Annotated in this window: 22 protein-coding genes and 1 tRNA gene; 15 read left to right on the top strand and 8 right to left on the bottom strand. The window is 62.1% G+C overall.

Going from position 1 to position 23,669, the window contains the following annotated elements; all coding sequences use genetic code 11:
* Positions 1–43 precede the first annotated feature (43 nt).
* The 5 genes from DESPIG_RS04500 to DESPIG_RS04485 all read left to right on the top strand — a co-directional run bounded on the left by DESPIG_RS04500 (position 44) and on the right by DESPIG_RS04485 (position 3,097).
* On the top strand, positions 44–541 hold the full coding sequence (locus DESPIG_RS04500) for a tail fiber assembly protein (protein ID WP_006005519.1): 498 nt from the start codon (positions 44–46) through the stop codon (positions 539–541).
* 10 nt (positions 542–551) lie between these two features.
* Positions 552–1,106, top strand: a complete 555-nt coding sequence (locus DESPIG_RS04495) for a macro domain-containing protein (protein WP_006005517.1) — start codon at positions 552–554, stop codon at positions 1,104–1,106.
* A 27-nt stretch (positions 1,107–1,133) separates the two neighbouring features.
* A complete protein-coding gene (locus DESPIG_RS04490) occupies positions 1,134–2,024 on the top strand; it encodes a tyrosine-type recombinase/integrase (RefSeq protein WP_147589075.1) in 891 nt (296 codons plus the stop codon).
* A 168-nt stretch (positions 2,025–2,192) separates the two neighbouring features.
* A complete protein-coding gene (locus DESPIG_RS13140) occupies positions 2,193–2,405 on the top strand; it encodes a Com family DNA-binding transcriptional regulator (protein ID WP_081446818.1) in 213 nt (70 codons plus the stop codon).
* Positions 2,363–3,097, top strand: coding sequence for a Mom family adenine methylcarbamoylation protein (locus tag DESPIG_RS04485; protein WP_040369265.1), 735 nt, complete (start codon positions 2,363–2,365; stop codon positions 3,095–3,097). The genes DESPIG_RS13140 and DESPIG_RS04485 overlap by 43 nt, the downstream gene beginning before the upstream one ends.
* Positions 3,098–3,330: 233 nt before the next feature.
* On the opposite strand, the gene DESPIG_RS04480 is transcribed toward DESPIG_RS04485, so the two are convergent.
* The 6 genes from DESPIG_RS04480 to mobA form a co-directional block, all read right to left on the bottom strand.
* Positions 3,331–3,406: transfer RNA gene (locus DESPIG_RS04480), tRNA-Val, on the bottom strand.
* A 77-nt stretch (positions 3,407–3,483) separates the two neighbouring features.
* The gene (locus tag DESPIG_RS04475) at positions 3,484–6,129 is read right to left on the bottom strand and encodes a PEP/pyruvate-binding domain-containing protein (RefSeq protein ID WP_006005509.1); all 2,646 of its coding nucleotides are present in this window, start codon (positions 6,127–6,129) and stop codon (positions 3,484–3,486) included.
* A 1-nt stretch (position 6,130) separates the two neighbouring features.
* Positions 6,131–6,511 carry a response regulator gene (locus DESPIG_RS04470; RefSeq protein ID WP_006005507.1) on the bottom strand — a complete coding sequence of 127 codons (381 nt, stop codon included), beginning with the start codon at positions 6,509–6,511 and terminating at the stop codon, positions 6,131–6,133.
* Positions 6,512–6,520: 9 nt separating this feature from the next.
* The gene (locus DESPIG_RS04465) at positions 6,521–8,221 is read right to left on the bottom strand and encodes a sensor histidine kinase (protein ID WP_006005504.1); all 1,701 of its coding nucleotides are present in this window, start codon (positions 8,219–8,221) and stop codon (positions 6,521–6,523) included.
* A complete protein-coding gene (locus DESPIG_RS04460; RefSeq protein WP_246118372.1) occupies positions 8,222–10,675 on the bottom strand; it encodes a PEP/pyruvate-binding domain-containing protein in 2,454 nt (817 codons plus the stop codon).
* A 254-nt stretch (positions 10,676–10,929) separates the two neighbouring features.
* Complete coding sequence (gene mobA / locus DESPIG_RS12750; RefSeq protein ID WP_147589073.1) at positions 10,930–11,580, bottom strand: molybdenum cofactor guanylyltransferase; 651 nt, start codon at positions 11,578–11,580, stop codon at positions 10,930–10,932.
* A 149-nt stretch (positions 11,581–11,729) separates the two neighbouring features.
* Between mobA and DESPIG_RS04450 the strand changes: the two genes are divergently transcribed.
* From DESPIG_RS04450 to DESPIG_RS04430, 5 genes are all read left to right on the top strand, one after another.
* Positions 11,730–12,662, top strand: coding sequence for a metal ABC transporter substrate-binding protein (locus DESPIG_RS04450; protein WP_006005498.1), 933 nt, complete (start codon positions 11,730–11,732; stop codon positions 12,660–12,662).
* Complete coding sequence (locus DESPIG_RS04445) at positions 12,646–13,485, top strand: metal ABC transporter ATP-binding protein (RefSeq protein ID WP_006005497.1); 840 nt, start codon at positions 12,646–12,648, stop codon at positions 13,483–13,485. The genes DESPIG_RS04450 and DESPIG_RS04445 overlap by 17 nt, the downstream gene beginning before the upstream one ends.
* Entirely contained in the window at positions 13,478–14,344 is an 867-nt protein-coding gene (locus DESPIG_RS04440; protein WP_006005495.1) for a metal ABC transporter permease, read from the top strand. The genes DESPIG_RS04445 and DESPIG_RS04440 overlap by 8 nt, the downstream gene beginning before the upstream one ends.
* Positions 14,345–14,360: 16 nt before the next feature.
* Positions 14,361–15,494, top strand: a complete 1,134-nt coding sequence (locus tag DESPIG_RS04435) for a UDP-N-acetylglucosamine 2-epimerase (protein WP_006005493.1) — start codon at positions 14,361–14,363, stop codon at positions 15,492–15,494.
* Between the two features lie 173 nt (positions 15,495–15,667).
* Entirely contained in the window at positions 15,668–16,471 is an 804-nt protein-coding gene (locus tag DESPIG_RS04430) for a formate/nitrite transporter family protein (RefSeq protein WP_211204911.1), read from the top strand.
* A gap of 286 nt (positions 16,472–16,757) precedes the next feature.
* Here DESPIG_RS04430 and DESPIG_RS04425 read toward each other — a convergent pair whose 3' ends face one another.
* The gene (locus DESPIG_RS04425; protein ID WP_006005487.1) at positions 16,758–17,156 is read right to left on the bottom strand and encodes a hypothetical protein; all 399 of its coding nucleotides are present in this window, start codon (positions 17,154–17,156) and stop codon (positions 16,758–16,760) included.
* Positions 17,157–17,420: 264 nt separating this feature from the next.
* On the opposite strand from DESPIG_RS04425, the gene DESPIG_RS04420 reads away from it, so the two are divergent.
* The 5 genes from DESPIG_RS04420 (at position 17,421) to DESPIG_RS04400 (ending at position 21,939) form a co-directional block, all read left to right on the top strand.
* Positions 17,421–18,371, top strand: coding sequence for an AEC family transporter (locus DESPIG_RS04420; protein ID WP_006005484.1), 951 nt, complete (start codon positions 17,421–17,423; stop codon positions 18,369–18,371).
* Positions 18,372–18,437: 66 nt separating this feature from the next.
* Positions 18,438–19,514, top strand: a complete 1,077-nt coding sequence (dctP, locus tag DESPIG_RS04415) for a TRAP transporter substrate-binding protein DctP (protein ID WP_006005483.1) — start codon at positions 18,438–18,440, stop codon at positions 19,512–19,514.
* Between the two features lie 93 nt (positions 19,515–19,607).
* Positions 19,608–20,078: a TRAP transporter small permease gene (locus tag DESPIG_RS04410; protein WP_040369261.1), complete on the top strand. Its 471-nt coding sequence runs from the start codon at positions 19,608–19,610 to the stop codon at positions 20,076–20,078.
* Between the two features lie 9 nt (positions 20,079–20,087).
* The gene (locus tag DESPIG_RS04405; protein WP_211204910.1) at positions 20,088–21,389 is read left to right on the top strand and encodes a TRAP transporter large permease; all 1,302 of its coding nucleotides are present in this window, start codon (positions 20,088–20,090) and stop codon (positions 21,387–21,389) included.
* A gap of 46 nt (positions 21,390–21,435) precedes the next feature.
* Positions 21,436–21,939, top strand: a complete 504-nt coding sequence (locus DESPIG_RS04400; protein WP_006005480.1) for a flavodoxin family protein — start codon at positions 21,436–21,438, stop codon at positions 21,937–21,939.
* 647 nt (positions 21,940–22,586) lie between these two features.
* Here DESPIG_RS04400 and DESPIG_RS04395 read toward each other — a convergent pair.
* Positions 22,587–23,504 (bottom strand): manganese-dependent inorganic pyrophosphatase, encoded by a 918-nt coding sequence (locus tag DESPIG_RS04395; protein ID WP_040369259.1) that lies wholly within the window; start codon positions 23,502–23,504, stop codon positions 22,587–22,589.
* Between the last annotated feature and the right edge of the window lie 165 nt (positions 23,505–23,669).

Below are 23,669 nucleotides of genomic sequence, written 5' to 3'. Positions count from 1 at the left end.
ATTTTCACCCCCGCCATGTGGCAAAAAAACAAGGAGAAAAGACATGCCCAGAGTAACCGTTGTCCCTGATGACCGTCTCATCATCGTGGATGGGTACGCCCTGTGCTTCGACTATACATCTCCAGACGGGATGCATGCGCTCCAGTGGAATGGAAAAAGTGGACACACCGAATGGATCAATGGTCCCAATCAGGCGCTGGCCCCGGAGGACTATGACACGCTGGTGGCCCCCTATGTAACGGCTTGGGAGCAGGAGCAGAATCGTCTGGAGCAGACTGCCGCCGAGGCAGAGGCCGCCCGTCTGGCTGAGTTCAACAGTGAGGGAGGCCGGTTCGAGCGCCTGCGCGCGGAACGTGACCGGCGCCTGGCTGAGACCGATTATCTGCTGATGCCGGACTATCCCCTCTCCGAGGGCCAGCGCACCGTCCTGCAATCTTACCGTCAGTCCCTGCGCGATCTGCCCTCGCAGGAGGGAGCGCCCTGGGATGGTGGCGGAGAGGAGACGCCGTGGCCGGAAATTCCCACCTGGGTGAAGGCGTAAGGGGGGCAGGATGCTAATCACGCTGTGCGACGTACAGCCGGACATAGTGGATGCCTGGCGGCGATATCTGCCCCCAAAACTGGAGGGAAGTGTAGAGGTCTTGCGGGAAAGCATCATCCACGTGAAGGTGGATGCTGTCACCAGCCCCGCAAATTCGTTCGGATTCATGGACGGGGGACTGGATGCTCTCTATACGCAGTATTTCGGCCCGCAACTCCAGCAACGCCTGCAACGGATGATTCGGGAAAAGGCCGACGGCGAGTTGTTGGTGGGGCAGGCATTGCAGGTTGAGACAGGTTATCCGCCCATCCCCTGGTGCATCTGCGCTCCTACCATGCGCGTGCCGCGCGCTCTAGAGACGGCAGAGCCAGCCTATCTGGCCACACGGGCCGCCGTGCGTTGCGCCCTGCTGGCTGGCCTGAATAGTCTGGCCATCCCCGGCATGGGGACGGGGACAGGCGGTCTGCATCCCCAACGTGCTGCCCGTGCCATGATGCACGCCATCCATGACGCGCTTTTCCCGCGCCCATTCCCCGCCTCGCTGGCCGAGGTATACGCATTTTGATGCAATGGCCTCCCACAAGGAGGCCATATGGCAACAAAACACAAACGGGCGACCATGACGGCCCGCCAACTGGCAGAGGACTATCTGGCCCACCAGATCACGCGGGACGTGACCCGCACCAGTACCCGGCATCACCTCAACCAGCTGCTGGCCCTGTTCGGGGGCTGGCAGGCCCGCCGGGTGGGGGCGGATCAAGTACGGGAGTTTCTGGCGGTCCAGAAAACACGCGGCGTCATGGCCACCACAGCGCACCACCGCGTCCGCCTGTGGCGTACCGTCTTGGCCTGGGCAGTGGAGACGGGCCGCCTGCCCGCGTCGCCTCTGGCGGGTTTCCGGCTGCACCGCCCCAGGGCACGGCGCATCGATCCGCCCACGCGGGCCGAGGCTGCGCGCATGTATAAGGTAGCCGCGCCGCATATCCGGCGTGTGATCGTCCTAGGCATGGCGGCCGGGCCGCGTATCGGCCCCAGCGAGCTTTTTCGGCTTGCATGGGCGGATGTGGATCTGGCGGCGGGCTATATGAGGATGCCCAACGCTGCCAAGGGCTCGCGGGATGACAGTAGGATCGTCCCCATCCGGGACGACATCCTGCCCCTGCTGCGGGCGTGGAAAGAGGAAGACGAGAAACAGGGCTGCCCGTGGGTCATCCACTGGCAGGGACGCCCTGTGCGCTGCATAGGCCATGCCTGGCATCAGGCCCGAAAAGCGGCGGGCATCACGCGGCGCATAACGCCCTATAGCCTGCGCCATGCCATGCCCACGGAAGCCCTTGAGCATGGCGCGGACGTGAAAGCGGTGGCGGAGGTCATGGGCCATGCTGACCCGACCATGCTGCTGCGCGTCTATCAGCACACGCGCTACAGGCTGAAGAAAAAAGCGGTCAACGCCGCACCCGGCCTGCGGCTGGACAAGATTTGACAGTGGCGGGGGCGTCGTAGCGCCCCCACCGACGGGCCTGACAAGCCCGCCACGGCCCCACACGGGAAGGGGAATCCCGTGCGGAGTATCCGCCGACTGTAGTGCTCGGGACGAGCGCGCAACAGCCTATCAGGGCGGACACCGGGGCGCAACCCATAACCGTTAGAGATGGAGACTATTACCGAGATCCGCTGCCGCCATTGCGGCAAACTGCTGGCCAGAGGCCGGGCCGAAGATGCCCATATCGAGTTCAAGTGCCCCCGCTGTGGGGCGTACACCATTCTGCGGGCCACGCGCCCCGATCATGCAGGCCGTGGAGCCTCTCCTGTGGAGGCACCGTGGCCGCAAAACGCAGACGACCATATCATCCGCCGGTCCTGAGCGACTGGCTGCCGCCCCTGGCCGGGCCGCCCGGCTACATCATGGGGGCAACAGGGCCGCAGGGCTTCGGCACGGCCGACTTTTATGTGGCCCAGATCCCTTGTGCCACGGCCCGCGCCGTCATCATCGAACACCACTACAGCCACCGCGTAGTCAACAACAGCTACCTGCACCTGGGCGTTTACCGCGAGGGAGCGTTCGTTGGCGTCCTGCAATGGGGCTATGCCCTCAATCCGGCCAGAGCTGGCAAAGTGGTGGCAAACACTACACAAGGACAATACCTGGAGCTGAACCGTATGTGGCTGTCGGACGATGCCCCGCGCAACAGCGAGAGCCGGGCCATCAGCTACGCCCTGAAGTACATCCGTCGCGCCTGCCCGTCCGTGGCCTGGGTACAGTCCTTTGCTGATGAGCGCTGCCAGGGGCTGGGCGTGGTCTATCAGGCATGCAGCTTTCTGTACCTAGGCAGCCACACAAGCCCGTTCTATGAGCTGGACGGCGAGGTCTACCATAAATTGCTGGTAACGGCCCACCTCAAGAGCGGCAAGCGTGGAGCACACCTGCGGGCCAACCTAGAACGGGCAAAGCTGCATAAGCTGCGGCAGTTCCGCTATGTCCGCTTCCTGAAAACGGACTGGATCAAGCGCCTGCGCATGCCGATACTTCCATACCCCAAACGACAACAGGACTAACGAAAAAAGGCGGGAGAAATCCCGCCTTGCTTTTTGCTTTTCTGCTGCCAATACGCGCGCAAATTGCTGCCAATAGCGCCGCAAACTTATTGAAGGTAATCCGCAGACAAGCAGCATGATTACGCACGAAGATTTTTCATCACTTGGTGCTATTTTTTCGCGTGCGTGTTGGGAATGGTGTTGGGACAAAAGAAAAAGGGGTTACGGATAAATCCGTAACCCCTTGATTTCCTTGGTGGGCAGTACAGGACTTGAACCTGTGGCCCCCGCCTTGTAAGGGCGGTGCTCAACCAGCTGAGCTAACTGCCCAAGCTGCCTTTTCCAGAACGGAAAAGGCATGCCGTCTTCTAATATAACCCCGCACGTGTGTCAACCGCAGCCGTCGATCAGCTGAATTGCAAGGGCTTTGCCATCAGCGTTGCCATGTCTCCGGCTAGCTTTTCCTTGAGGGCCGCCGCACGCACGGTATCCTTCATGATCATGTCCACCTGACGGCTGTGGATCAGCAGATAGCCGATCAGGCGCGTCCGGCGCAGGGTCTCTTCGGCATCATACGCTTCCGCCACGGCAAACATGGAGTCATTCTTGATGTCCACGCGGAAACCGTGGGTCTCCAGCAAATCGGCCAGCATCCTGGCACGCAGGATGCGGCGGCTGACGTCCGCTGCCCCGCCCTTGAACTGGAAGCTGACGAAGTTCTCGTGCTCATCCTCGCCCGCAAGGCATTCCACCGTGCAGAAATGGTACCCGTACCGGGCCTGCAGGATCATATAGCGCGAGGCGATGATGAAGAAGTTCTTGTCAGCCATGGCCGTAGGTGCCGTACTTTCCAGCTCCCGGTTCATGGTGCTCTCGAACACGACGCTCATGAAGCCCGAGGCGCTGGTCGCCGGCGGTCCGGCCCAGGGCACGGCCACCATGCCGTTCCACAAGGCCAGCATGGGCTTGCAGGCGATGTCTCCCAGCTCCACCAGAGGCCCGCTGATACTGCGCTTGAAGCCATCATCCATGTCGATGACCCAATATTGCAGCTTGACGCCCACCTTGAGCTGTTTGCCCATGTTGCGGTTGAGGGCCGCCTCGCTGTCGAACATCAGGCCCACGGCCTTTTCATGGCAGAAGCGGGTGATGTCGTGCAGGCTCGTGCAGTTGGCCGGCGAGAAGTCCGGCGAATCCGGGTCCAACAGATGCAGGGGCGTCATCAGGGCCGCCAACTCCTTGAGGCGCTGGTACACAGGACTCCCGGCCATAAGGTTGGGGGGCGTCGCTCCCGCCGGGATCAATTCGGGATGGCTCCCGGCCAGTACCGTGCCCCGGTCGGCCAGCAGCGTGACCTCACCGGCATTTTCCAGCAGCTGGCTGGCATCCTTCAGGCTGAACAGGGCCGGGAGCTTGTATTCGCGCGCCACAGAGGCCAGGTGTCCGGCCATGCCGCCCGTCTCGCTGATCAAGCCTGCGGCCCGGGAAAGCAGCGTGGCCCAGCGGGGCTGCGCCCGCTCGATGACCAGGATGCCGCCACGCGGGAAAGACAGCATGTCCGCATCCTTGCGGGCCACGAAAACCGGCCCCACGGCCACCCCGGAGCTGACGGCCATGCCGCCCTGCGCCAGGACGGGCAGATCCCCCGGGTCCTCTTCCCCGGCCACTGCCGCCGGAGCTTCTTCCGTCTGGTCGGGTACGCTTTCGAACAGCGGACGGCTTTGCAGGACCACGATGCGCGTGTTGCCTTCATAGGGTTCCAGCGCCCATTCCACGTCCTGCGGTTCATTGTAGAATTCTTCCAGTGCCAGGGCCACCTGCGCCAGCTCGCGGGCCTGGGCATCCGTCAGGCTGGGACGGACAGCGGCCTCCCCTTCCAGATCGGAACGGCTGACGCCCTGAGCCGCCTCGGGAGCGCAATCCAGGCGAAAAGCCTTGTGGGCGATGTGCTTTTCAAGCAGTTCCGGCGGATTCTGCCGACTGAAGGCGAACACGTCCGGTGTGACGGCCCCGTCCACCACGGCCTGGGGCAGCCCGGGAACGGCATTGAGCGTCACCTGTCCCCGTCCCTGCCGGCTGGCCACGGGGTCACGACTGTAGGCCACACCGCCGGCCAGCGCCTGCACCATGCTGAGCACGCCCACACTCATGGGCGCCGCCTCATCCGGGATGCCGCGCTGGAAACGGTAGCTCATGGCCGTGACCGCGTATTTGCTGGCCACGATCTCTTTCCAGACCTCGCAGGCTTCTTCGGGCAGGACATTGAGCTCCGAGCGGTACTGCCCCGCAAAGGTCACGCCCAAGGCATCCTCGCCCACGGCGCTGCTGCGCAGGGCAAGACGCAGCTCGCTGCCGCAACGTTCCACCATGCCCGCCACGGCCTCTTCGATGGCCTGCTCCAGCTGCGGCGGCAAGGGCGCGTTGAGGATGCACTGCTGCAATGCGGCGGACAGGCTGAACAGGTCGTCCATGCTGTCCATGTCCGCGCTCTGGATACGGCGGGAGATCTCGTCACGCAGCCCGTTGTATTCCATGAAGGCATGATAGGCATTGACCGTCACGGCAAAACCATCCGGCACGGCTAGCCCCACATTGGCGGAGACTTCGCCAAGATTGGCCATTTTGCCGCCGACCTGCGGCATGTCGCCCAGACGGATGTCCGTCAGGGGCAGCAGCAAGGGGCCGTCCGTGACCAGGCTCTTCCGCTCCAGCACGTCCGTGATGCGGCCGCTGACATCATTGAAAGCGGTCTGCAAACTTTCGTAGTGGTTGTCGGAAAGCGCGTTCAGTTCGCGTACCATCTGGTACACGGCCGTTGCCGCCCGCGTACCGGCACCGCGGACATAGCTCATGCCGAAGGGACGCGAACCGGCCAGGGCCTCTTCCACTTCGCTCATGATCTCGAGCGCGTTCTTGTTGGAGGACAGCAGGCGACGGAAACGGGCACAACGTTCGCGGAGCTGCTTTTTCAGCTCTTCCTCGCGTGCCAGATCCTCGGGGCTCAGCTCTTTCTGCCCGCCCAGCAAGTGTCGCAATCGTGTGAATATGGACATATCACGCAGCGGCGCGAACCGCCTCCTCCATCTTGATGATCAGCTCGTTGATGGCCACGGGTTTCAGCATATAGTCATAGGCCCCCAGATCCATGCCCTGCACGGCCACGCCGAGGGAGGCATGGCCCGTCAGCAGCAGGACAGGCAGTTTGGGCGCGATCTTCTTCATGTGGCGCAGCGTTTCCAGCCCATCCATGCCGGGCATGCGCACGTCCATGACCACCACCTGGAACATGGTCTCGGGCTGCTTCATGGCCTCTGTGACGATATCCAGCGCGCTCTGCCCGTCAGGAGCCGTCACGATGGTCATGCCGCGACGGGACAGACGTTTTTCCATCAGCTGCAGGAATTCCACTTCATCATCAACAAAGAGTGCGTGCATGGCATGCTCCTAAGCGTCTTCGCTGGTTTCAAGGGGTTGGCTCGGCGGTTCCGCGGGCAGGCTGATGCAGAATGTCGTCCCCTGCCCCACAACGCTGTTGACCTCTATACGGCCACCAAGCTTTTCCAGAATCGTAAAGCAGATGGCCAGGCCAAGCCCTGTACCCTCGCCCACTGCCTTTGTGGTGAAGAAAGGATCGAAGATGCGCTGCATGGTCTCTTCGTCCATGCCCGGCCCCGTATCCTTGAAGTAGATGCGTGCGCCATTTTCCCAGGGTTCGGTGCGCACGGTGATGGAGCCATTCTTGCCGATGGCGTCGATGGCATTGTCGATGATGTTGATGAACACCTGCTCCAGCTGGGCCGAATCGGAAAGGATGACCGGCACATCGGCGGAGAACTCCTTCTCGATGGCGATATTGCGGCCGCGGGCCTCGGTCTTGAGGAACTCCGTCGCCTGGTCCACCAGCACGTTGACCATGATCTCCGAACGGCCGGGATTCATGCGCCGGCCAAAGCCCAGCATGCGCTGCGTGATCCCCTTGGCCCGCTGCACGTGCTTTTCGATCTTGTCCGTGCTCTCCATAATCTCGTCATAATTGACCATGTTCTTGGGATTCTCGTCCTGCAGCAGGTCGCGGATCCAGCCGGCGTTCTCCTGGATCAGCATGAGGGGATTGTTGACCTCATGGGCCACACCTGCGGCCATCTTGCCGAGAGCCGCCATCTTGCTGGATTGCAGCATGCGGGCATCGATATGGGCCTGCTTGCGGTCGGCGGCGGTCAGACAGGAGACGATGTAGCGCGTCCCCAGGAAGGCCCCCACCGTGACCAGCACGGCACCCAGCCCCACGAAAAGCAGGATATAGATGCGCAGACGGTGCAGCGGGGCCAGGCTTTCCCGCACATCGTCCACCACCACCAGCAACCAGGGCATGGCATCCAGATGCATCATGGCCGCCAAAGGCTCCTTGCTGCCGCTGTCGCCCGGCTGGGACGGCAGGGGCACAAGAGCGATGCCCTGGCGCAGCACATTGGGCAAGGTGACGTCGAAGTGCTCAAGGATGCGGCCGTAGTCACGGGAATCGGTCTGCAGCACGCCCTGCTCGTTGATCAGGAAGGCATCACTACGCTCCCCGGAGTACACGCGCTGCAACAGACCGTTGATGGCTTCCATGTCGATGGTGGCACGCATGATGAAGCTCTCGCCCCCTTCATGACGCAAGACGGCGATGATGAAATGCGGCACATTGCGGAAGCCCATGAACACGTCGCTGACGAAAACGCCCTTGCGCAATACCTCCGTGAACCAGGGGGCATTGACGTAGTTGGCATCGCGCAGGTCGAACGGCCCCACATAGGAGATGTGGCGGCCGTCCATGCCGATGATGCCAAGATCCACGAACGAGCGCCCGCTCTGCTGCATGACCGTGAAGATACGGCTCAGGCGGTCAGGATCCCGCAATTCGGCAAGGTCATGCGTGAAGGCCAGCGTTTTTATCTGGGAAACACGCTCATGCAAAAAGGTATCCAAAGCCCGGTGTTTACTGCTGCAAACGGCTTCGATACCGGCAGAGATCTTTTCATCATAGATGGAATTGATGCGGTCTATGCTGAAGATCCCCAATGCCACCAGCGGCAAAAGGGCAAGCCCCAGATGCGTGACGAACAGACGGCGGAAGATGCGTCTGTATTCCCGTGTGGAAGGCATCTACTCCTCCTTGGCTGAAATCTGGGAAAGGTCTCCACCAGTCAGCAATATACGGCAATGGTTCAGCATGGTCTTGCGGGTCGCCGCCACCTTGGCGCTGTCCTGCATGATCATGTCCAGCTGGCGGGTATGGATGGTCAGATAGCCCGCCACAGCCAGCAGGCACTGCCCTTCTTCCATGTCCATGCCCTCAAGGCGCGCGGTCACGGCGTCATTGCGGACCACCGGCGTCAGGCCGAATTCCCACAACAGATCGGCCACGAAGCGCACTCGCAGGATGCGGCGTTCGATATTGGCCGCCCCGCCGCGCAGCTGGAAGGCCACATAATTCTCCGGTGTACGGTCCCCCAGACGGGCTTCGACAGAGACGAAATGGAAGCCGAAGCGCGAATGCAGGCTGCAATAGTCGCGCGAGACCATGAAATAGTTCTTTTCCGTAAAATAGGCCGTCTGTGCCGCCGGATCCAGATTGGGATTGGCCGTGGCCTCGAACAGCACGGAAAGGAAGCCTTTGCCGTCCACCGGCGGGGGGCCCTGCCAGGGGTAGGCGTTCATGCCGCGCCAGACAGCCTGCATGGGGATGGAGGTGATGTCCTCCACGTCGATGACCGGCCCGGGCTGGACCTTGCCGAAACCGTCATTGAGGTTCACGACCCAGAACTGCTTGAGGACCTTGTCCCGCAGCTGTTTGATGCGCTGGGCCGCGTACTGCTTGTCTGAGCCCAGGGTGAACATGGCGCTGACGGCCTTTTCGTGGCAGTAACGGGCGATATCGTGATAGGTCTGGCAGTTGGCCGCCTTGAAGTCCACGCTGTCCACGTCGATGGTCAGGGGCAGGATATGCTCCGCCGCATGCTGCAGCACCCGGTACACAGGGCTGCCGGGCAGATAGTCACGGGGCGGGCGGGCCTGCGCCAGCAGCTCGTCCAGCTGGCCGGTGAAGACACAGCCCATCTCCGTGCAGACCGTCACCTTGTCGCCCGGAGTCAGCTTTTCCATGGCTCCGGCCAGACCGAACATGGCCGGGATGCCGAATTCGCGGGCCAGGGAGAACAAACGCGAACCCAGCAGGCCGTCCTCGGCGATGATGGCCCCGGCACGGTCCACTAGCGAGGCCCACTGGTACAAGTCGCGCTGCACCACCAGGATGCCGCCGTCCGGAAAATCCAGAACATCGGACCAGGAACGGGCGATGACCACCGGGCCGCAGGCCCGGCCACGGCTGGTGGTGACGCCGCCGGTCAGCAGGGGCGCGGGCAGATTGTCGTCCGCGCGGGACTCGGCCTCTTCCTCGCGCTCTTCCTGGGTCCGGGCCTTGATGACCATGGGACGGGCCATGAGCACCTGCGTCCGGCCTGAGGGCGTACGCAACCACACCATGGACTGGGGGCAGCCGGACATGTTTTCCAGCGCCATGGCCAGGGCCGCCACCTCAGCGGCCGCCTGATCGGAAAACGCGCTGCCGTCTTCGGCATCATGCATACATCGGGCGCTGACCTTGTACGGCGGTGTCCGGGAAACGTGCATCACGTTGACGGGCACCAGAGAGTATTCCATGTCCTGCGGCAGGCCGTTACAGAAATAGATGTGGACGTTGCCGCCCTTCAGGTCGATGGGGTTGGCCGTATGGGCCATGCCGCCGAAACTGCCCTCCTCCACGGCAAGGCAGGTGATGCAGATGCGGGCATTGGCTTCCATCAGGCCGCGGGCACGCCGGTAAACCAGGGCCTGGGCCTGCTGCTTGCGGGCCAGCGTCGTATGCAGGGAGGCCAGGATGTCCATATCGGGCGCGTTCAGGGAGACCGTGGGACCCCAGACCAGAAGCCCGGGATCCGTACCCGGCGTATCTTCGCCGTCATCCATGCAGGGCCACAAACGCCCCTTGAACAGCAGGCGCATCTCACCCGGGCATCTTTTGCGCAGTTCCGCCAGCGCGGCACAAAATTCTTCCACCAGCCTGTCCGGCAGGGGCGTGCTTTCCGTCAGTTCGCTCAGGCTTTCCGAAAGATCCTGCAAGGTCTCGGGAAGATAGCCTCCTGCGGCCTGGATGCGCCGGTTCATCTCTTCCAGCATCCCGGTGCCGGCAAAAAGGCTCATGCAACCTGCGGCCGTCACCACAAAACCGTCAGGCACCACGTCGGGGCTATGACGGCGCAACTCGCCCAGGCGGGCCGTGGATTTGTCGGCCAGATGGACTTCCGCCGCCCGGCCCGCCTCCTCCAGCGGGATGATGTAGGGCCCTTCCAGCAGCTGCACACGCGGGTAGACCTCACTGGCGACCGCTGTTTGCAGATGGTCGAAGCGTTCGTACAGGGCCTTGCACTGGGAAGGGTTGAGCCGTTCGAGGTGCTGGATGCACTGGTATACCTGCGTGGCGACACTGGTGCACAGGGCCCGCACCCGGTGCAGGCCGAAGGGATGGTCACAGCACAGGGTGTACTCCAGGGAGGTCATGTTCTCCTGGAATTTGTTCCAGGCCGTCAGAAACAGTTTGAAACGATGATGGCGGACAGCAAACGTATGTTCAGGGCTGCTGTCCGCAGAAGACTCGTTTTTTTTATCGCTGGTAAACCGTTTGAAAAATTTGCTTAAAAACATTCTCTTCCTCGTCCGGAAAAACAAGGGGCGGCAAAGCTCCGCCGCTTTACAGGAGGCCGGGAAAACGATTTGCAGGATATTGTGCATAATATCCCAAGCAGGACGCAGATTCAAGCCCGGTCAGGGATTTCGGCAAATTTCCCACCCGGCTCCTGTGCCGTGATACCGCTCAGGACGGCGGCCTGTTGCAGATCCTGCGGCGTATTGACATTGAAGAATGCACGGGCATCTTCCGTGCGATAATGTTCGAAGCATTGCAGCTCCAGGGGCACGGCTTCCCGCATCTTGAAGTGCCCTTGCGCCACCGCAGCTTCCAGAAAAGAGACAGCCTCCACCCGGTAGATGGCGGCCAGGGATTCCGTCCAGCCATTGGGCGCCATGAAGGCCGTCATCAAAGACTGACGGGGAGATGCGGCAAAAGCCGCGATCAAACGTCGCAACATGCCGGCGTGCATGAGCGGCATGTCACACGAAAGTGCCAGCACGGCAGGGATGCCTGCCTCACGGGCGCGGACCAGGGCCGCATGGACACCGCAGATGGGGCCGGAAGCCGACAAGATGTCCGGCACGCAACATTGCCCGGCATAGGTCTGCCCTGCCCGGCATGATACCCAGACCTGCTCACACAACGGCCCCAACAAAGCGACGCTCCGTTCCAGCAGGGTCGGGGCAGCCTCCCCTCCCAGGCGCAACAGGCTCTTGTCCCGGCCCATGCGCCGGGAACGCCCCCCCGCCAAAACGACACCGGCGATCCGTACCACGTTCCCTCCTGCCACTGGCGGCCACAAAAGGCCTTGCCAAGACGTCTTCCTGCCAGCATAATGCCCGCCGGAGAGGCTGGCAAGTCTGTGGTTGACAGACAGCCAACCTCTCTACTAAGTTTTTTGAAAATCATTTTCGGATTTACCCTATGCTCGCAATCGCACTCCGGTACAGCTCTCGAACGGCTGCAAGCCTTCTGATCCTGGCCCTTTTCTCGCTGCTGGCCCTGCCCGTACAGGCGGCCTCCCGGCCTCTCCATGTCCTGGCCACCACGTACCCTGTCTGGCAGCTGGCCCGTCCTCTGGTGGCTGGTCTGGAAAATGTCCGGCTCGACCTGCTGATCCCTGCCGCCACCGGCTGCCCGCATGATTATGCGCCGACCCCGGCCGACCTGACCAAAGTAGCCGGCGCGGACGTGATCCTGATGAATGGCCTGGGACTGGAGGCGCCTTTTGCCCCGGCACTGGCCCAGGCGGAAGCCCACAAGGCCGACTGCAGCCAGGGCATCGCCCTGCTCGCCGGCAGCTCCGACCATGAGGAAGAAGGGCACGAGCATCATCATGATGACAACCCGCATGTCTTCACCTCTCCCGCTGCTGCGTCCCAGATGGCCGGGACCATGGCCGAAGCCCTGATCCGTGCCTGCCCGGAACAGGCTGAAACCATCCGGAACAATGCTGCGGCCCTGCAAAACAGCCTGCAGGATCTGGAAAAACGCCTTGCCGCCCTGGGGGCTGCCCATCCCGGTGCCAGCGTGCTGCTGCAACATGACTCCCTGGCGTACATGATGCGTTCCGCAGGCCTGAAAGTCATGGACGTTTTGCGGGAAAACGAGGAACAGGCCCCCTCTGCCGCCCGGCTGCTGGAATGCATCGAGCACATCAAGAAAGAACGGCCCGTCCTGCTCATAGGCGAGCCCCAGTTCTCGCCCCGTCCGCTGGAGACCCTGGCCGCAGAAACGGGAATCCCCGTCATCCAGCTGGATTCCTTGGCTTCGGGGCCGGAAGGCACTCCTGTGAACCATTTTGAGCAGCAGATGCGCAACAACTGTCAGATTCTTGAAAATGCCCTCTCTCACTAATCAGCCTGCGGCCATCGACATCGCCCATGTGGATGTCCGTCGCGGGGACCTCCACATCCTGCAGGACATCTCGGCCGCCGTCCCCCAGGGGAGCAGCACGGTCCTGGTCGGCCCCAATGGCGCGGGGAAAAGCACCCTGCTGCACTGCATCATCAACGAGATCGCCTATACCGGCGAGATCCGCATGCAGGGGAGCCGCGGCCGGAGACCCCGCCTGGCCTATGTGCCGCAGAACCTGCAGATGGACAGCGCCCTGCCCCTGACCGTGGCCGAATTCCTCTCCCTGGGGCATCAGCGCCGTCCCCTCTGGCTCGGCATCAAGGGCAGTGCCTCCCGGCGTGCCCGCGCGGCCCTGGCGCCCGTGCATGCGGAGCATCTCATCCGGCGGCGCATGAGCGATCTTTCCGGCGGGGAACTGCGCCGTGTCCTGCTGGCTGCGGCCCTGGCCCGTGAGCCCGAGATCCTGCTGCTGGACGAACCGGCGGCGGGGGTCGATTTTCAGGGAGAACGCCTTTTCTGGGAGGTCCTCGACACTGCCCGGCGCCAGCAGGGTTTCACCCAGCTCATGGTGACCCACAACCTGCCTCTGGCGGCCCATTACGCCGACCATGTCATCGGGCTGAACAAAAAAGTCGTCGCCCAGGGGCCGCCCCAGCAGACGCTGCTCGCCCCCACGCTGATGAAACTTTTCGGCGTGCCCATCCATCTGTATCCCAACCAGTGCGAACACCCTGAAGCCGCCTGCAACAAATGCGGCGCCCTGTGCCACGCCCTGCGCATGGCGCCTGCGGGCAGGGAAGACAAGGGGCAGCGTCATGCCTGATATCTCCGCCATCTGCCATATGTTTTCCCTGCTGCCACTGGACTGCCTCAAACTGAGCTTCATGCAGCAAGCCCTGCTGGCCATCCTGTTGCTCACCCCCATGACAGCCGCCCTGGGAGTGGAGGTCATCTCCTTCCGTATGGCCTTTTTTTCCGATGCCATCGGGCACTCGGCCTTTGCCGGTGTGGCCCTTGGCCTGCTGCTGTCTGTGGATCCGCACTGGTCCATGCCCGCCTTCGGCGTGCTGGTGGGCCTGGCCGTCATGGCCGTGCGCCGGGGCAGCGCCCTTTCCTCGGATACGGTCATCGGCATCGTCTTTTCCGCCGTCGTGGCGTTCGGTCTGGCCGTGGTCAGCCGCCAGCCGGGCATGGCCCGCACCATGCAGCAGTTCCTTTATGGGGACGTGCTGACCGTGAGCCAGGGCGAGATCCTGTGCCTGGCCATCCTCTTCGTCGCTTTGCTGATCTTTCAGATCATCGGCTACAACCGCCTGCTCTATATCGCCCTCAATCCTGTCATGGCGCGTGTCCACGGCATCAATGTCTGCCTGTGGCAGTATGTTTTTTCCGGCCTGCTGGCTCTGGTCGTCATGTTCTGTGTCTGGACCGTGGGCGTGCTGCTGATCACGGCCATGCTCATCGTCCCGGCGGCGGCAGGCCGCAACTTTGCCCAGACGGCGGGCGGCATGTTCTGGTGGGCCCAGGTCGTGGCCATCACGTCCGGGGTAGCCGGTCTGCTGCTCTCGGCGCAGGAATGGATGTCCACGGCCAGCGGTGCCACCATGATCCTTGTGGCCTGCGTCTGGTTCGCCCTCAGCAGCGTGTGGGCCCGGTTGCGCCGTCCCCACCGGCTTTCGTGACGAGGAGGCCTGGTCCATGAACATGCGAGTCCTGGTCTTTGCCGGCAGCCGCTCCCAACTGCTGCAACACATCCCCGTAGAACGTACGGTACGGAGCTTTCGCGCCTGGGAGCCCCGCCTTGTCCTTTCTTCCGAAAAGGGCGATCCCACCCTCTGGGCCCCCCTGCTCGAGGATTATGGCATCACGCCGTGCCATCGCCTTGGCCCGGCCCCGGCCTCCCTTTCCGATGCGAGCCTGCTGGCCCACATCATGGGCAGTGCCAGCCTGCTGATGCACAGGGAAGCCCCTGCCGCGGTGCTGGTCTACGGCCATTCCGTCACGACGATGGCCGTGGCGCTGGCCGCGACGGAGCTCAGTATCCCGGTCATCCATGTGGGCGCCGGGCAACTCCCGGGAGACATGGACAGCCCGGAAGGACGGCATGCCGAAATCACGGATCGCCTGGCCACACTGCTTTGCTGTCTCGACCCTGCCGACGAGCGGTCCCTGCATACCCGGCTGATGGAACGGGGGACCTGCGTCACAGGGGATACCCTCTATGATCTGTTCGAACAGAACCGTCCCCGCCTGCAGCCCTTCGAAGAAGCGGAACGCCACGGGGCAGCCTTCGGGGAGTTCATCCTCTGCTATCTTTCCCGGCCGGCGGCCCTCCGCAGCCCCGACGACATCCGCTCCCTGCTGGAAGGGTTGCAGGCCCTGCACGCCCGGCAGGAGCGCCCCATCCTGCTGGTGCGGCATCCGTCCGTCCTTTCCTGTTTCCGGGAACAGCGGATCCCGGAGGGCATCCGCATCCTGCCGCCTCTGCCGCACACCGCCTTTCTTTCGCTCGTCTGTGCCGGCGCCTTTGTCGTGACCGACTCCCCTTCCCTGCAGCGGGAAGCCCTGTATGCCGGCAAGCGCGCCCTGCTGCTCCCTCCGCTGCTGTCCGGATCGGCCGCTGTGGAGGATGGCTGGCATATCCCCTGCGCCTCTGCCGCAGACCTGGCCGCCGCCGGAGACACCGTACTCCAGCCCTGTCCGCATCCGGGTCTGCCGGGGACCAGCGGTCAGGCTTCCCGCCGGGTGGCCGCCGCCGTGATGGCCATCCTGGCCGACATCGCCGACGGCATCCCTCAGGGGAACGCCGACTCCTGTCCGCAGGGGGATTGATGCTCTATCCCCCACAACCTGTTGACAATCAGGGAAAAACGCGAAACAAGGGTTGCTTGGTGTTTTCACCGGGCAATCTTTTTTTTGCCCTGTACAAAAGAGCACAATCCCCGGGAGGAACCATGGATGCGCTTATGCTGAGTCAACCGGAAACCGTGGCCTTTGGGATAGCCATGGGAGAGAAAAAGGCCAACGCCGGCTGGGTGCGTCAGCTCGTGCTTGCCTTCTGGGCCGGGGCCTTCATCGCCTTTGCCGCGGAAGGTTCCAACATGGCCGCCTTCAACCTGCTTGCCCGGCCGGAGGCCTACGGCCTGGGCAAATGCCTGGCAGGCACCATCTTCCCGGTGGGTCTGATGCTGGTCATGCTGACGGGAGCGGAACTGTTCACCGGCAACACGCTCATGTGCATGGCCCTTGCGGAAAAACGCATCACCCTGACGGCCATGCTGCGCAACTGGCTGTTCGTCTATATCGGCAACTTCCTGGGCAGCATCTTCCTTGCCCACATGATCGTTACGTCCGGCCAGCTCGCCAGCGGCGCCGGGATGCTCGGCGGCGTGACCCTGCGCATCGCTGCCGGCAAGGTCGCTCTGGACTTCCTGCCCGCGTTCTATCTGGGTCTGATGTGCAACTGGCTCGTCTGTCTGGCGGTCTGGTTCTGCTGGAGCGCCCGCAGCCAGACCGGCAAGATGCTGGGCATTTTCTTCCCCATCTGGCTGTTCATCACCTCCGGCTTCGAGCACAGCGTCGCCAACATGTACTATATCCCTGCGGGCATCATGGCTGCGGGCAACGAACTTTTCGCCAAGGCTTCGGGCCTGTCCGCCGAGGCGCTGGCCAGCCTGACCTGGAGCAACTTTGCCATCAACAACCTCATCCCCGTCACCCTGGGCAATATCGCCGGTGGGGCACTGTTCGTCGGCATGATCCACTGGTGGACGCACCGCGGGGCACTGCCTGCCAAGCAAAACCACTAAAAGGCAGACCAACCTGCGAGGGAGCCTGATCCCTGCGGGACCGGGCGGCAACGGCGCTGTCCTTCCGTTTCGTCCCGTCATGCTCTTCTCGACTGCAAACGATGTAAAAAGGCGGACATCTCTTCAAAAAGGGATGTCCGCCTTTTCCCATGCTGCCGGATGGACGTCAGCCGCCATTACGCATCTGCCGCCTCACGCCTGAAAGATATGAGCGGGAGCCCCCCGGCGTGACCGGAATCTTGCGGTAACCGCCCTCCTCACAGCCTGTGACACTGCGCTCTCGCGCTCAGTGCCACTCTATACTGTCGATCAGGCTTTCCAGGACGGCATGTTCTCCCATGATGGTGATCACACGCAGATCCGCGTCGGCAGCATGTACGACGGCCACGCCATTTTCCCCGAACGCGAAACTGTAGACGCCATCTTCCTCCACAAGCTCACTGCCGCCCAGCCCCTGGGCCATCTCCGCGGCAAAAGCCGCCGGATCGACATCACGGGATGAAGCCACCGTCACGGTCACGACGGCCTCCCTGCCGGGCGAGACGAAGCCAACCATGGCATCCTTTTCCTCGATGACCTCCCATCCCGGGGGCACATCGGCACTAAATCCGTTGAAATCCCTGGCCATAGCGATTGCAGGCAGGAACAGGAGCAGGGCAAAGAAAACAAACATCTTTTTCTGCATCGATATCTCCTTGAAGGAAGAGGGCCCCGTTGCGGTACCGGTACGGAGCCTGCGTACCCGCGAAGGCCACCGCACTTTCCGGATGACCGTATGCGCGGCCCGCACGAGCAACCTATCCTGCGCCCCCGTTCCAGACAATCTTCCAAGCAGTCAGATAGGCTTTGACAAGACAAAGACCTGCGCCTAGCATGACAGGGGCATCGGAATCAGAAATGACATGTATTGCCTTCATGTCGCCGATGCCAGAATCCGGATCGCGTTTTTATGGACAGGTTGCTCCTTTCCCTTTGCCTCATTTTTCTCAGTCTTGCCGCGGGTCATGCCGCGCAGCATCTGCTGCGCATGCCCCGTCCCCGGCTGGAAAACGTCCGGAACCGTCTGCAATCCTTCGCTGTCTTCTGCCTCATCCCCTGCTCGGCCATGCTTTCCCTGTGGGGCCTGCCCTCCCCGGATACCCGCTTGCTGGCCCTCCCCTTCCTGGGCATCGCCTCCTGGATCTGGGGCGGCCTTCTTTCCCTGCGCGTCGCCCGGGCCCTGCATCTGGATGCGCCGCGTACCGGCAGCTTTTACTGTTGCGGGACCTTCTCCAATCTGGGGGCGGTGGGGGCGCTGGTCTCCGTCCTGTTTTTTGGGGAAAAGGCCATTGCCATCGTGGCATTGTTCCGCATCTGCGAAGAGATGTTCTACTTCGGCATCTCTTTCCCTGTGGCACGCCGTCTCGGGGGCGGCGAAGGGGCGTTCCGTCTGCGCTCCTTCCGGCCTGATCCTGTGCTGCTGCTCATCCTGACCGCTCTGGGGCTGGGCCTTGCCCTCAACATGCTGGGCGTGCCTAGGCCCGCGCCGCTGGGTTCTCTGGCTGCGGCCGCCATGCTCCTTGCCACGGTGCTCTTCCTTTTTGCCATCGGGCTGGGGCTGCGTCTTTCCCGCGTATCCTGCTACGCGCGCGAGGCCGCGGCCCTGGCTGTCGTCAAATTCATCGGCGTCCCCCTGCTGCTGGTGCCACTGGCCATCCTGGCTGGACTCGGCACCATCGACGGGGGGCTGCCGCTCCGGGTCGTGACGGTCCTTTCCTGCATGCCCGTTGCCATGACGGCTCTGGTGCCCCCGGCCCTGTTCGGGCTCGACGTAGACATGGCCAATGCGCTGTGGATCTTTTCCACCCTGGCCCTGGTCGTCATTTTGCCTGTGCTGTATTTCGTCCTGCCGCTGTTGTGAGATGCTGCCGCGTGTCGTGGGGACCTGTGGCCACGGCAGGACGTTCTATCCTGAGGAGGATGTTTCATGAAAGGTTTCTACCGCTGGGCGGTCATGGCCGTGTGCGCCTGTCTGCTGGCCCTGCCGGCAACGGCAGCTCCGTACAAAAGCGAGTACAAACTGAGCGTCGTGCCCGGCGCCACCTCCGGCTGGGGCATGACCGGCACGTTCTTTGCCGACCTGGTGCGCGAGCGCAGCCAGGGCCGCATCAACATCAAGGTCTACCACTCCAGCCAACTGCTGGCCGGCAAGCAGACTTCGGAATTTTTGCTGCTGCGCAACGGCGCCATCGACTTTGCCCTGGCCTCCACCATCAACTGGTCGCCCCAAATCAAGGAACTGAACCTGCCCGCCCTGCCCTTCTTCCTGGCCGTGCAGCCTGACCGCTACAAGGCCATGGACGCCATCCTGAGCGGCAAGTCCGGCAAGATGATGACCCAGGCTGTGGAAAAGAAGGGCGTCAAGATCATCGGCTGGACCGAGAACGGCTTCCGCGAGCTGACCACCTCCAAGGGCCCCATCACCAAGCCTGAGGACCTGCGCGGCCTGAAGATCCGTGTGGTGGGCAGCCCCATCTTCATCGAAACCTTCCGTGCCCTAGGCGCCAACCCTGTGAACATGAACTGGAGCGAAGCCACCACCGGCTTCCAGCAGGGCGTGGTGGACGGTCAGGAAAACCCCACCAACGGCATCAACATCCCGCTCAAAATCTGGGATTACCACAAGTTCCACTGCGACTGGCACTACATCATCGACCCCCTGATGCTGGGCGTTAACCCCCGCGTCTGGAAGTCCTTCAGCCCTGAAGACCAGAAGCTGCTGCTGGAATGCGCCGCCGAAACGGAAAAGTACGGCAAGGCCCTTTCCCGTCTGGGCATGGACGACGGTTCCGCCCTGGCCTACCTCAAGAGCATCGGCAAGCTGCCCGAGACCACGGATTGCTACGCGGTCATGGAAGCCAACGGCATGACGGTGTCCCGCCTGAGCAACGAACAAATCGCCGCCCTGGCCAAGGCCACGGAAGGCGTCCGCAAGGACTGGACCGCCAAGATCGGTGCTGACCTTGTCAAGGCCGCCGAGGAGGACATGGCCTCCGTCCGTTAGGGGTGATCCCCGTACGGCAGGCTTTGCTGATCTTTGTTTTTTCGTTTTGCGGGGAGGGCCCGGCCCTCCTCTTTCAACCACCGGATGGATTCGATGCTGCGTTTTCTGGATACGCGCCTGGAAGAGATGCTGGGCGCGCTGCTGCTGGCGGTGATGGTGACCATCGCCTTCGTCAATGTGGTCGTGCGCTATTGCACACCGTTTTCTTTTGCCTGGACTGAGGAGCTGACCATCAACTTCTTCGTCTGGATCGTCCTGCTCGGTTCGGCCCGCTCTTTCCGTGACGGCAGCCACCTGGGCATGAGCATCCTGTATGATGCCCTGCCCAAGTCGCTACGCTTTTGCTGCTATCTGCTCTCCATGGCGCTCTGCCTCGGCTTTTTCGGGGCCCTGGCCTGGACGGGCTGGCTGGAAGTACGGGACGAATACGAACTGGAAGTCATTTCCGAAGCGCTGGCCGTCCCTGTCTGGTGGTATACCATCGCCACCCCGCTTTTTTCTGTGCTGACCATGTTTCGCATGTTGCAACGAGCCTGCGCTGACCTGCGCAGCGGCAGCTATTAGGAGGCCCGTGTGGAAACCACATCCTTGCTGCACGATCCGGCTTTCTGGCTGCTGGTCCTGTTCGCCATCCCGCTGATCCTGCGTGTGCCCATCGCGCTGGCCCTGGGCTTTTCCGCCCTGGTCGTCGTCTGGCAGTGGGACCTGGGCTTCAGTATGCTTTCCTACAACTTTTTTGCGGGGATAGCCAAATTTCCCCTGCTGGCCATCCCCTTCTTCATCCTGGCCGGCTATATCATGGAGCGTTCCGGCATCGCCGCGCGTATCGTGGCCCTGATGGAAGCCCTGGTAGGCTCCATGACCGGCGGCCTGGCGCTGGCCACCGTGGCGGTGGCCACCTTTTGGGGTGCCGTCAGCGGATCGGGCCCTGCCACCGTGGCGGCCCTGGGCCTGATCCTGATCCCGGGCATGGCCAAGGCAGGCTATGACAAGGCCTTTGCCGCGGCCACCGTCTCCGTCACTTCGGGCCTTGCCATCGTCATCCCGCCCAGCATCGCCTTCATCGTGTACGGCAGCGTGGCCGATGTCTCCGTACCTGCCCTGTTCGCTGCCGGTTTCGTGCCGGGCATCGTGGTGGCCCTGTTCATCATGGCGGCCGTGCTCATCATCTCCCGTAAACGGGGCTACAGGGGACAGGCCAGCGGCAAGAGCGTGGGCACCGCCCTGAAGGAAGCCTTCTGGGGGGTCATGACGCCTGTGGTCATCCTGGGCGGCATCTACGGCGGCGTGTTCACTCCCACGGAAGCTGCCGCCGTGGCCGTGTTTTACGGTCTGTTCGTGGGGGTGTTCATCTACCGCACCATCAACAGCATCAGCATCCTGGTCGAGATCTTCGCGGCCAGCATCCGGGCCACGGCCGTGGTCATGCTGGTGGTGACCTGTGCGGGCCTCTTCTCCTGGGTGGCCTCCACTGTGGGCCTGGTGGAAAAAGGCTCCGCCGTGCTTCTGGCTGTTTCGGACAACCAGTGGATCGTCCTGCTGATGATCAACATCATCCTGCTGCTGGCGGGGATGCTGCTGGACGCCATTTCCATCTATTACGTTTTCCTGCCGTTCATGCTGCCCATCATGGCCCACTTCAACTGGGATCCCGTCTGGTTCGGCATCATGATGACGGTCAACCTGGCTGTGGGACAGGTGACGCCGCCCGTGGCCGTGAACCTGTATGTAGGCGCCAACATCAGCGGCATCAGCATGGAACGCATCAGCAAGGCGGCCCTGCCGCTGATCTTTGCCTCCCTGCTGGCCCTGGTGGTCATCATCATCTTCCCCGATCTTTCGACCTTTGTGCCGCGCATGCTGGGACAGATGTAAACCGGCAGGCAGCCCTTGCGGCTGCCTCCTGAAGGAGATCCAGAACATGAAATTTGCCATCATCTATTACAGCAAGACCGGCCATACCCGTGAGATGGCCGAAGTCATCGCCCGCGGTCTGGCCGCCGAAGGTGGCGAGACCCGCTTCTTCTCCGTGGAAGAAGCCATGGATGCCGACTATATCGACCAGTGCGCCGGTGTCATTTTCGGGACGCCCACCTACCTGGCCAATACCTGCTGGCAGATGAAGCAGTGGTTCGATGAAGGTTCCCGCGGCATCAAGCTAGCCGGCAAGCTGGGCGGGGTCTTCGCCACCGCCCACTACGCCCAGGGCGGAGCCGATGTGGCCATCATGACCCTGCTGCCCCACATGCTGGTCAAGGGCATGCTGGTCTATTCCGGCGGCGCTGCCCACGGCAAGCCCTACATCCATCTGGGGCCTGTGGCTCTGGATGCCGTGGGCAACCATTATGAAGAATGCAAGGCCGATTTCGAGATCTTCGGCCGCCGCTTCGCGGAAAAGGCCCGGGAGCTGTTCCCCAATAAATAGCCTGTACCGGAGCGCGACACAGGCGCCGGGAATAAAAGAGCTCTCTGCCCTTCATCCCGTTCCCTGTGCCGCAAATAGCAACAAAAGCGGTCTGTCCTTCTGGGGCAGGCCGCTTTTGTTATTTAGCTGGCCGTTGGTTAGCTCCGGCAGGCGATGGTACTGGACCTGCACCGGTAACGGCACTGGCAAATCTTTCACCGGACTTTCACTGCCCGGGAATACTTTACCTAGTTCTGGACAAAAAGGTGGGGATGGAACGGATATGCCCTAGCAACGCTTCCCTGTGAATCTTTTCCGCAGTTTTCTCTATGGCCTGGCATCGCCCCATACCGGACCTGACTTTGAAAAGGCTTCTTCGCTTCAAAGCTGCGTCGTCGTGCTGCCCTGTCGTGCGGCAACGGATCCATGCTTTACCAAATCAGGATCGTTCCATCTTGGCCCAGTGACGATAGTCCCGGCAGCCCGCACCTCAAGCCGGTGTATGCTTCCAAGCGATTCCGGCACCCTGCAGGGGACATCCTGATCCGGCATTTTAACGCCCCTCTCGAACTGGCTCTGCTGTTCTGGCACACATGGTAACGGCGTTTTTCCAAACAAAAAGGGCCGCCCCCGAAGGAGCGGCCCCATATCAGCTTTGAGCAAAAACCTTACTTGAAGGCCTTTTCAAAGTTGGGCACGACCTGCTTTTTGCGGCTCATCACGCCGGGCAGCCACACGCTGTCGCCGTCGGGCTTCACGCCAAAGGCCTTTTCGACCACGGCGGGATCATCGGAGACGATCAGCATTTCAGAGCCTTCCTTCATGATGTCGGTCAGCAGCAGGAACACGCTGTGGCGGCCTTCGCCCTTGACCTTGGCGATTTCGGCTTTCAGGCCGTCTTTCACCTTGTCGAGGATGGACAGGTCGACGACTTCCAGCTGGCCGATACCGACCTTGTTGCCGTTCATGTCGAAGTCCTTGTAGTCACGGAAGACCAGGTCGGACATGGAGGCGCCGTCAACAGCGCTCTTCACGGTGAACATTTCCATACCGAGGGCCATGACGTCTTCCACGCCGGCGACCTTGGCCAGGGCTTCCACGGCCTTCTTGTCAGCTTCGGTACAGGTGGGGGACTTGAACATCACGGTGTCGGACAGGATGGCGCACAGCAGGCCACCGGCGATGGCTTTGGGCAGTTCCACGCCGTAGAAGTCGTACATGTTTTTCAGCACGGTGCCGGTGCAGCCCACGGGCCAGATCCAGGCTTCCAGCGGGCTGGAGGTGGTCACATCGCCCAGCTTGTGGTGGTCAACGATACCCAGCACGGTGGCGGAGTCCATGCCTTTGGGGGCCTGGGCCAGGTCAGAGTAGTCAACCAGGTACAGGTCCTTACCGGCCACATCTTCCACAACCTGAGGAGCGGTCAGGCCGAACTTCTTCAGCACGAATTCGGTCTCAGGGGTAGGAGCACCCTGGGCGGCGGGGGTGACTTCAAAGCCACGCTTGCTGTACAGGTCAGCAGCGGCGATGGCGGAAATGATGCTGTCGGTATCGGGGTTCATGTGACCAAGAACGAGTGCAGCCATGGTATATCTCCTCTTTGGGAATTTCGTTGCACAGTTACGTGTGTAAGTTGCCTTACGCTTGTTACCTTTAGCACAAGACCTGGGGCTTGCCAAGCCCCCCATAAAAAAAAACCTGACCCGTTTTACCGCAAAACAAAATTTATCTCATTGATTTTTTATCTATTT

The sequence above is a fragment of the Desulfovibrio piger ATCC 29098 genome, from assembly GCF_000156375.1.
GTDB lineage: Bacteria > Desulfobacterota > Desulfovibrionia > Desulfovibrionales > Desulfovibrionaceae > Desulfovibrio > Desulfovibrio piger.
Note: the sequence above shows the minus strand (reverse complement) of the source record. Positions and strands in the feature narration are given on the sequence as shown.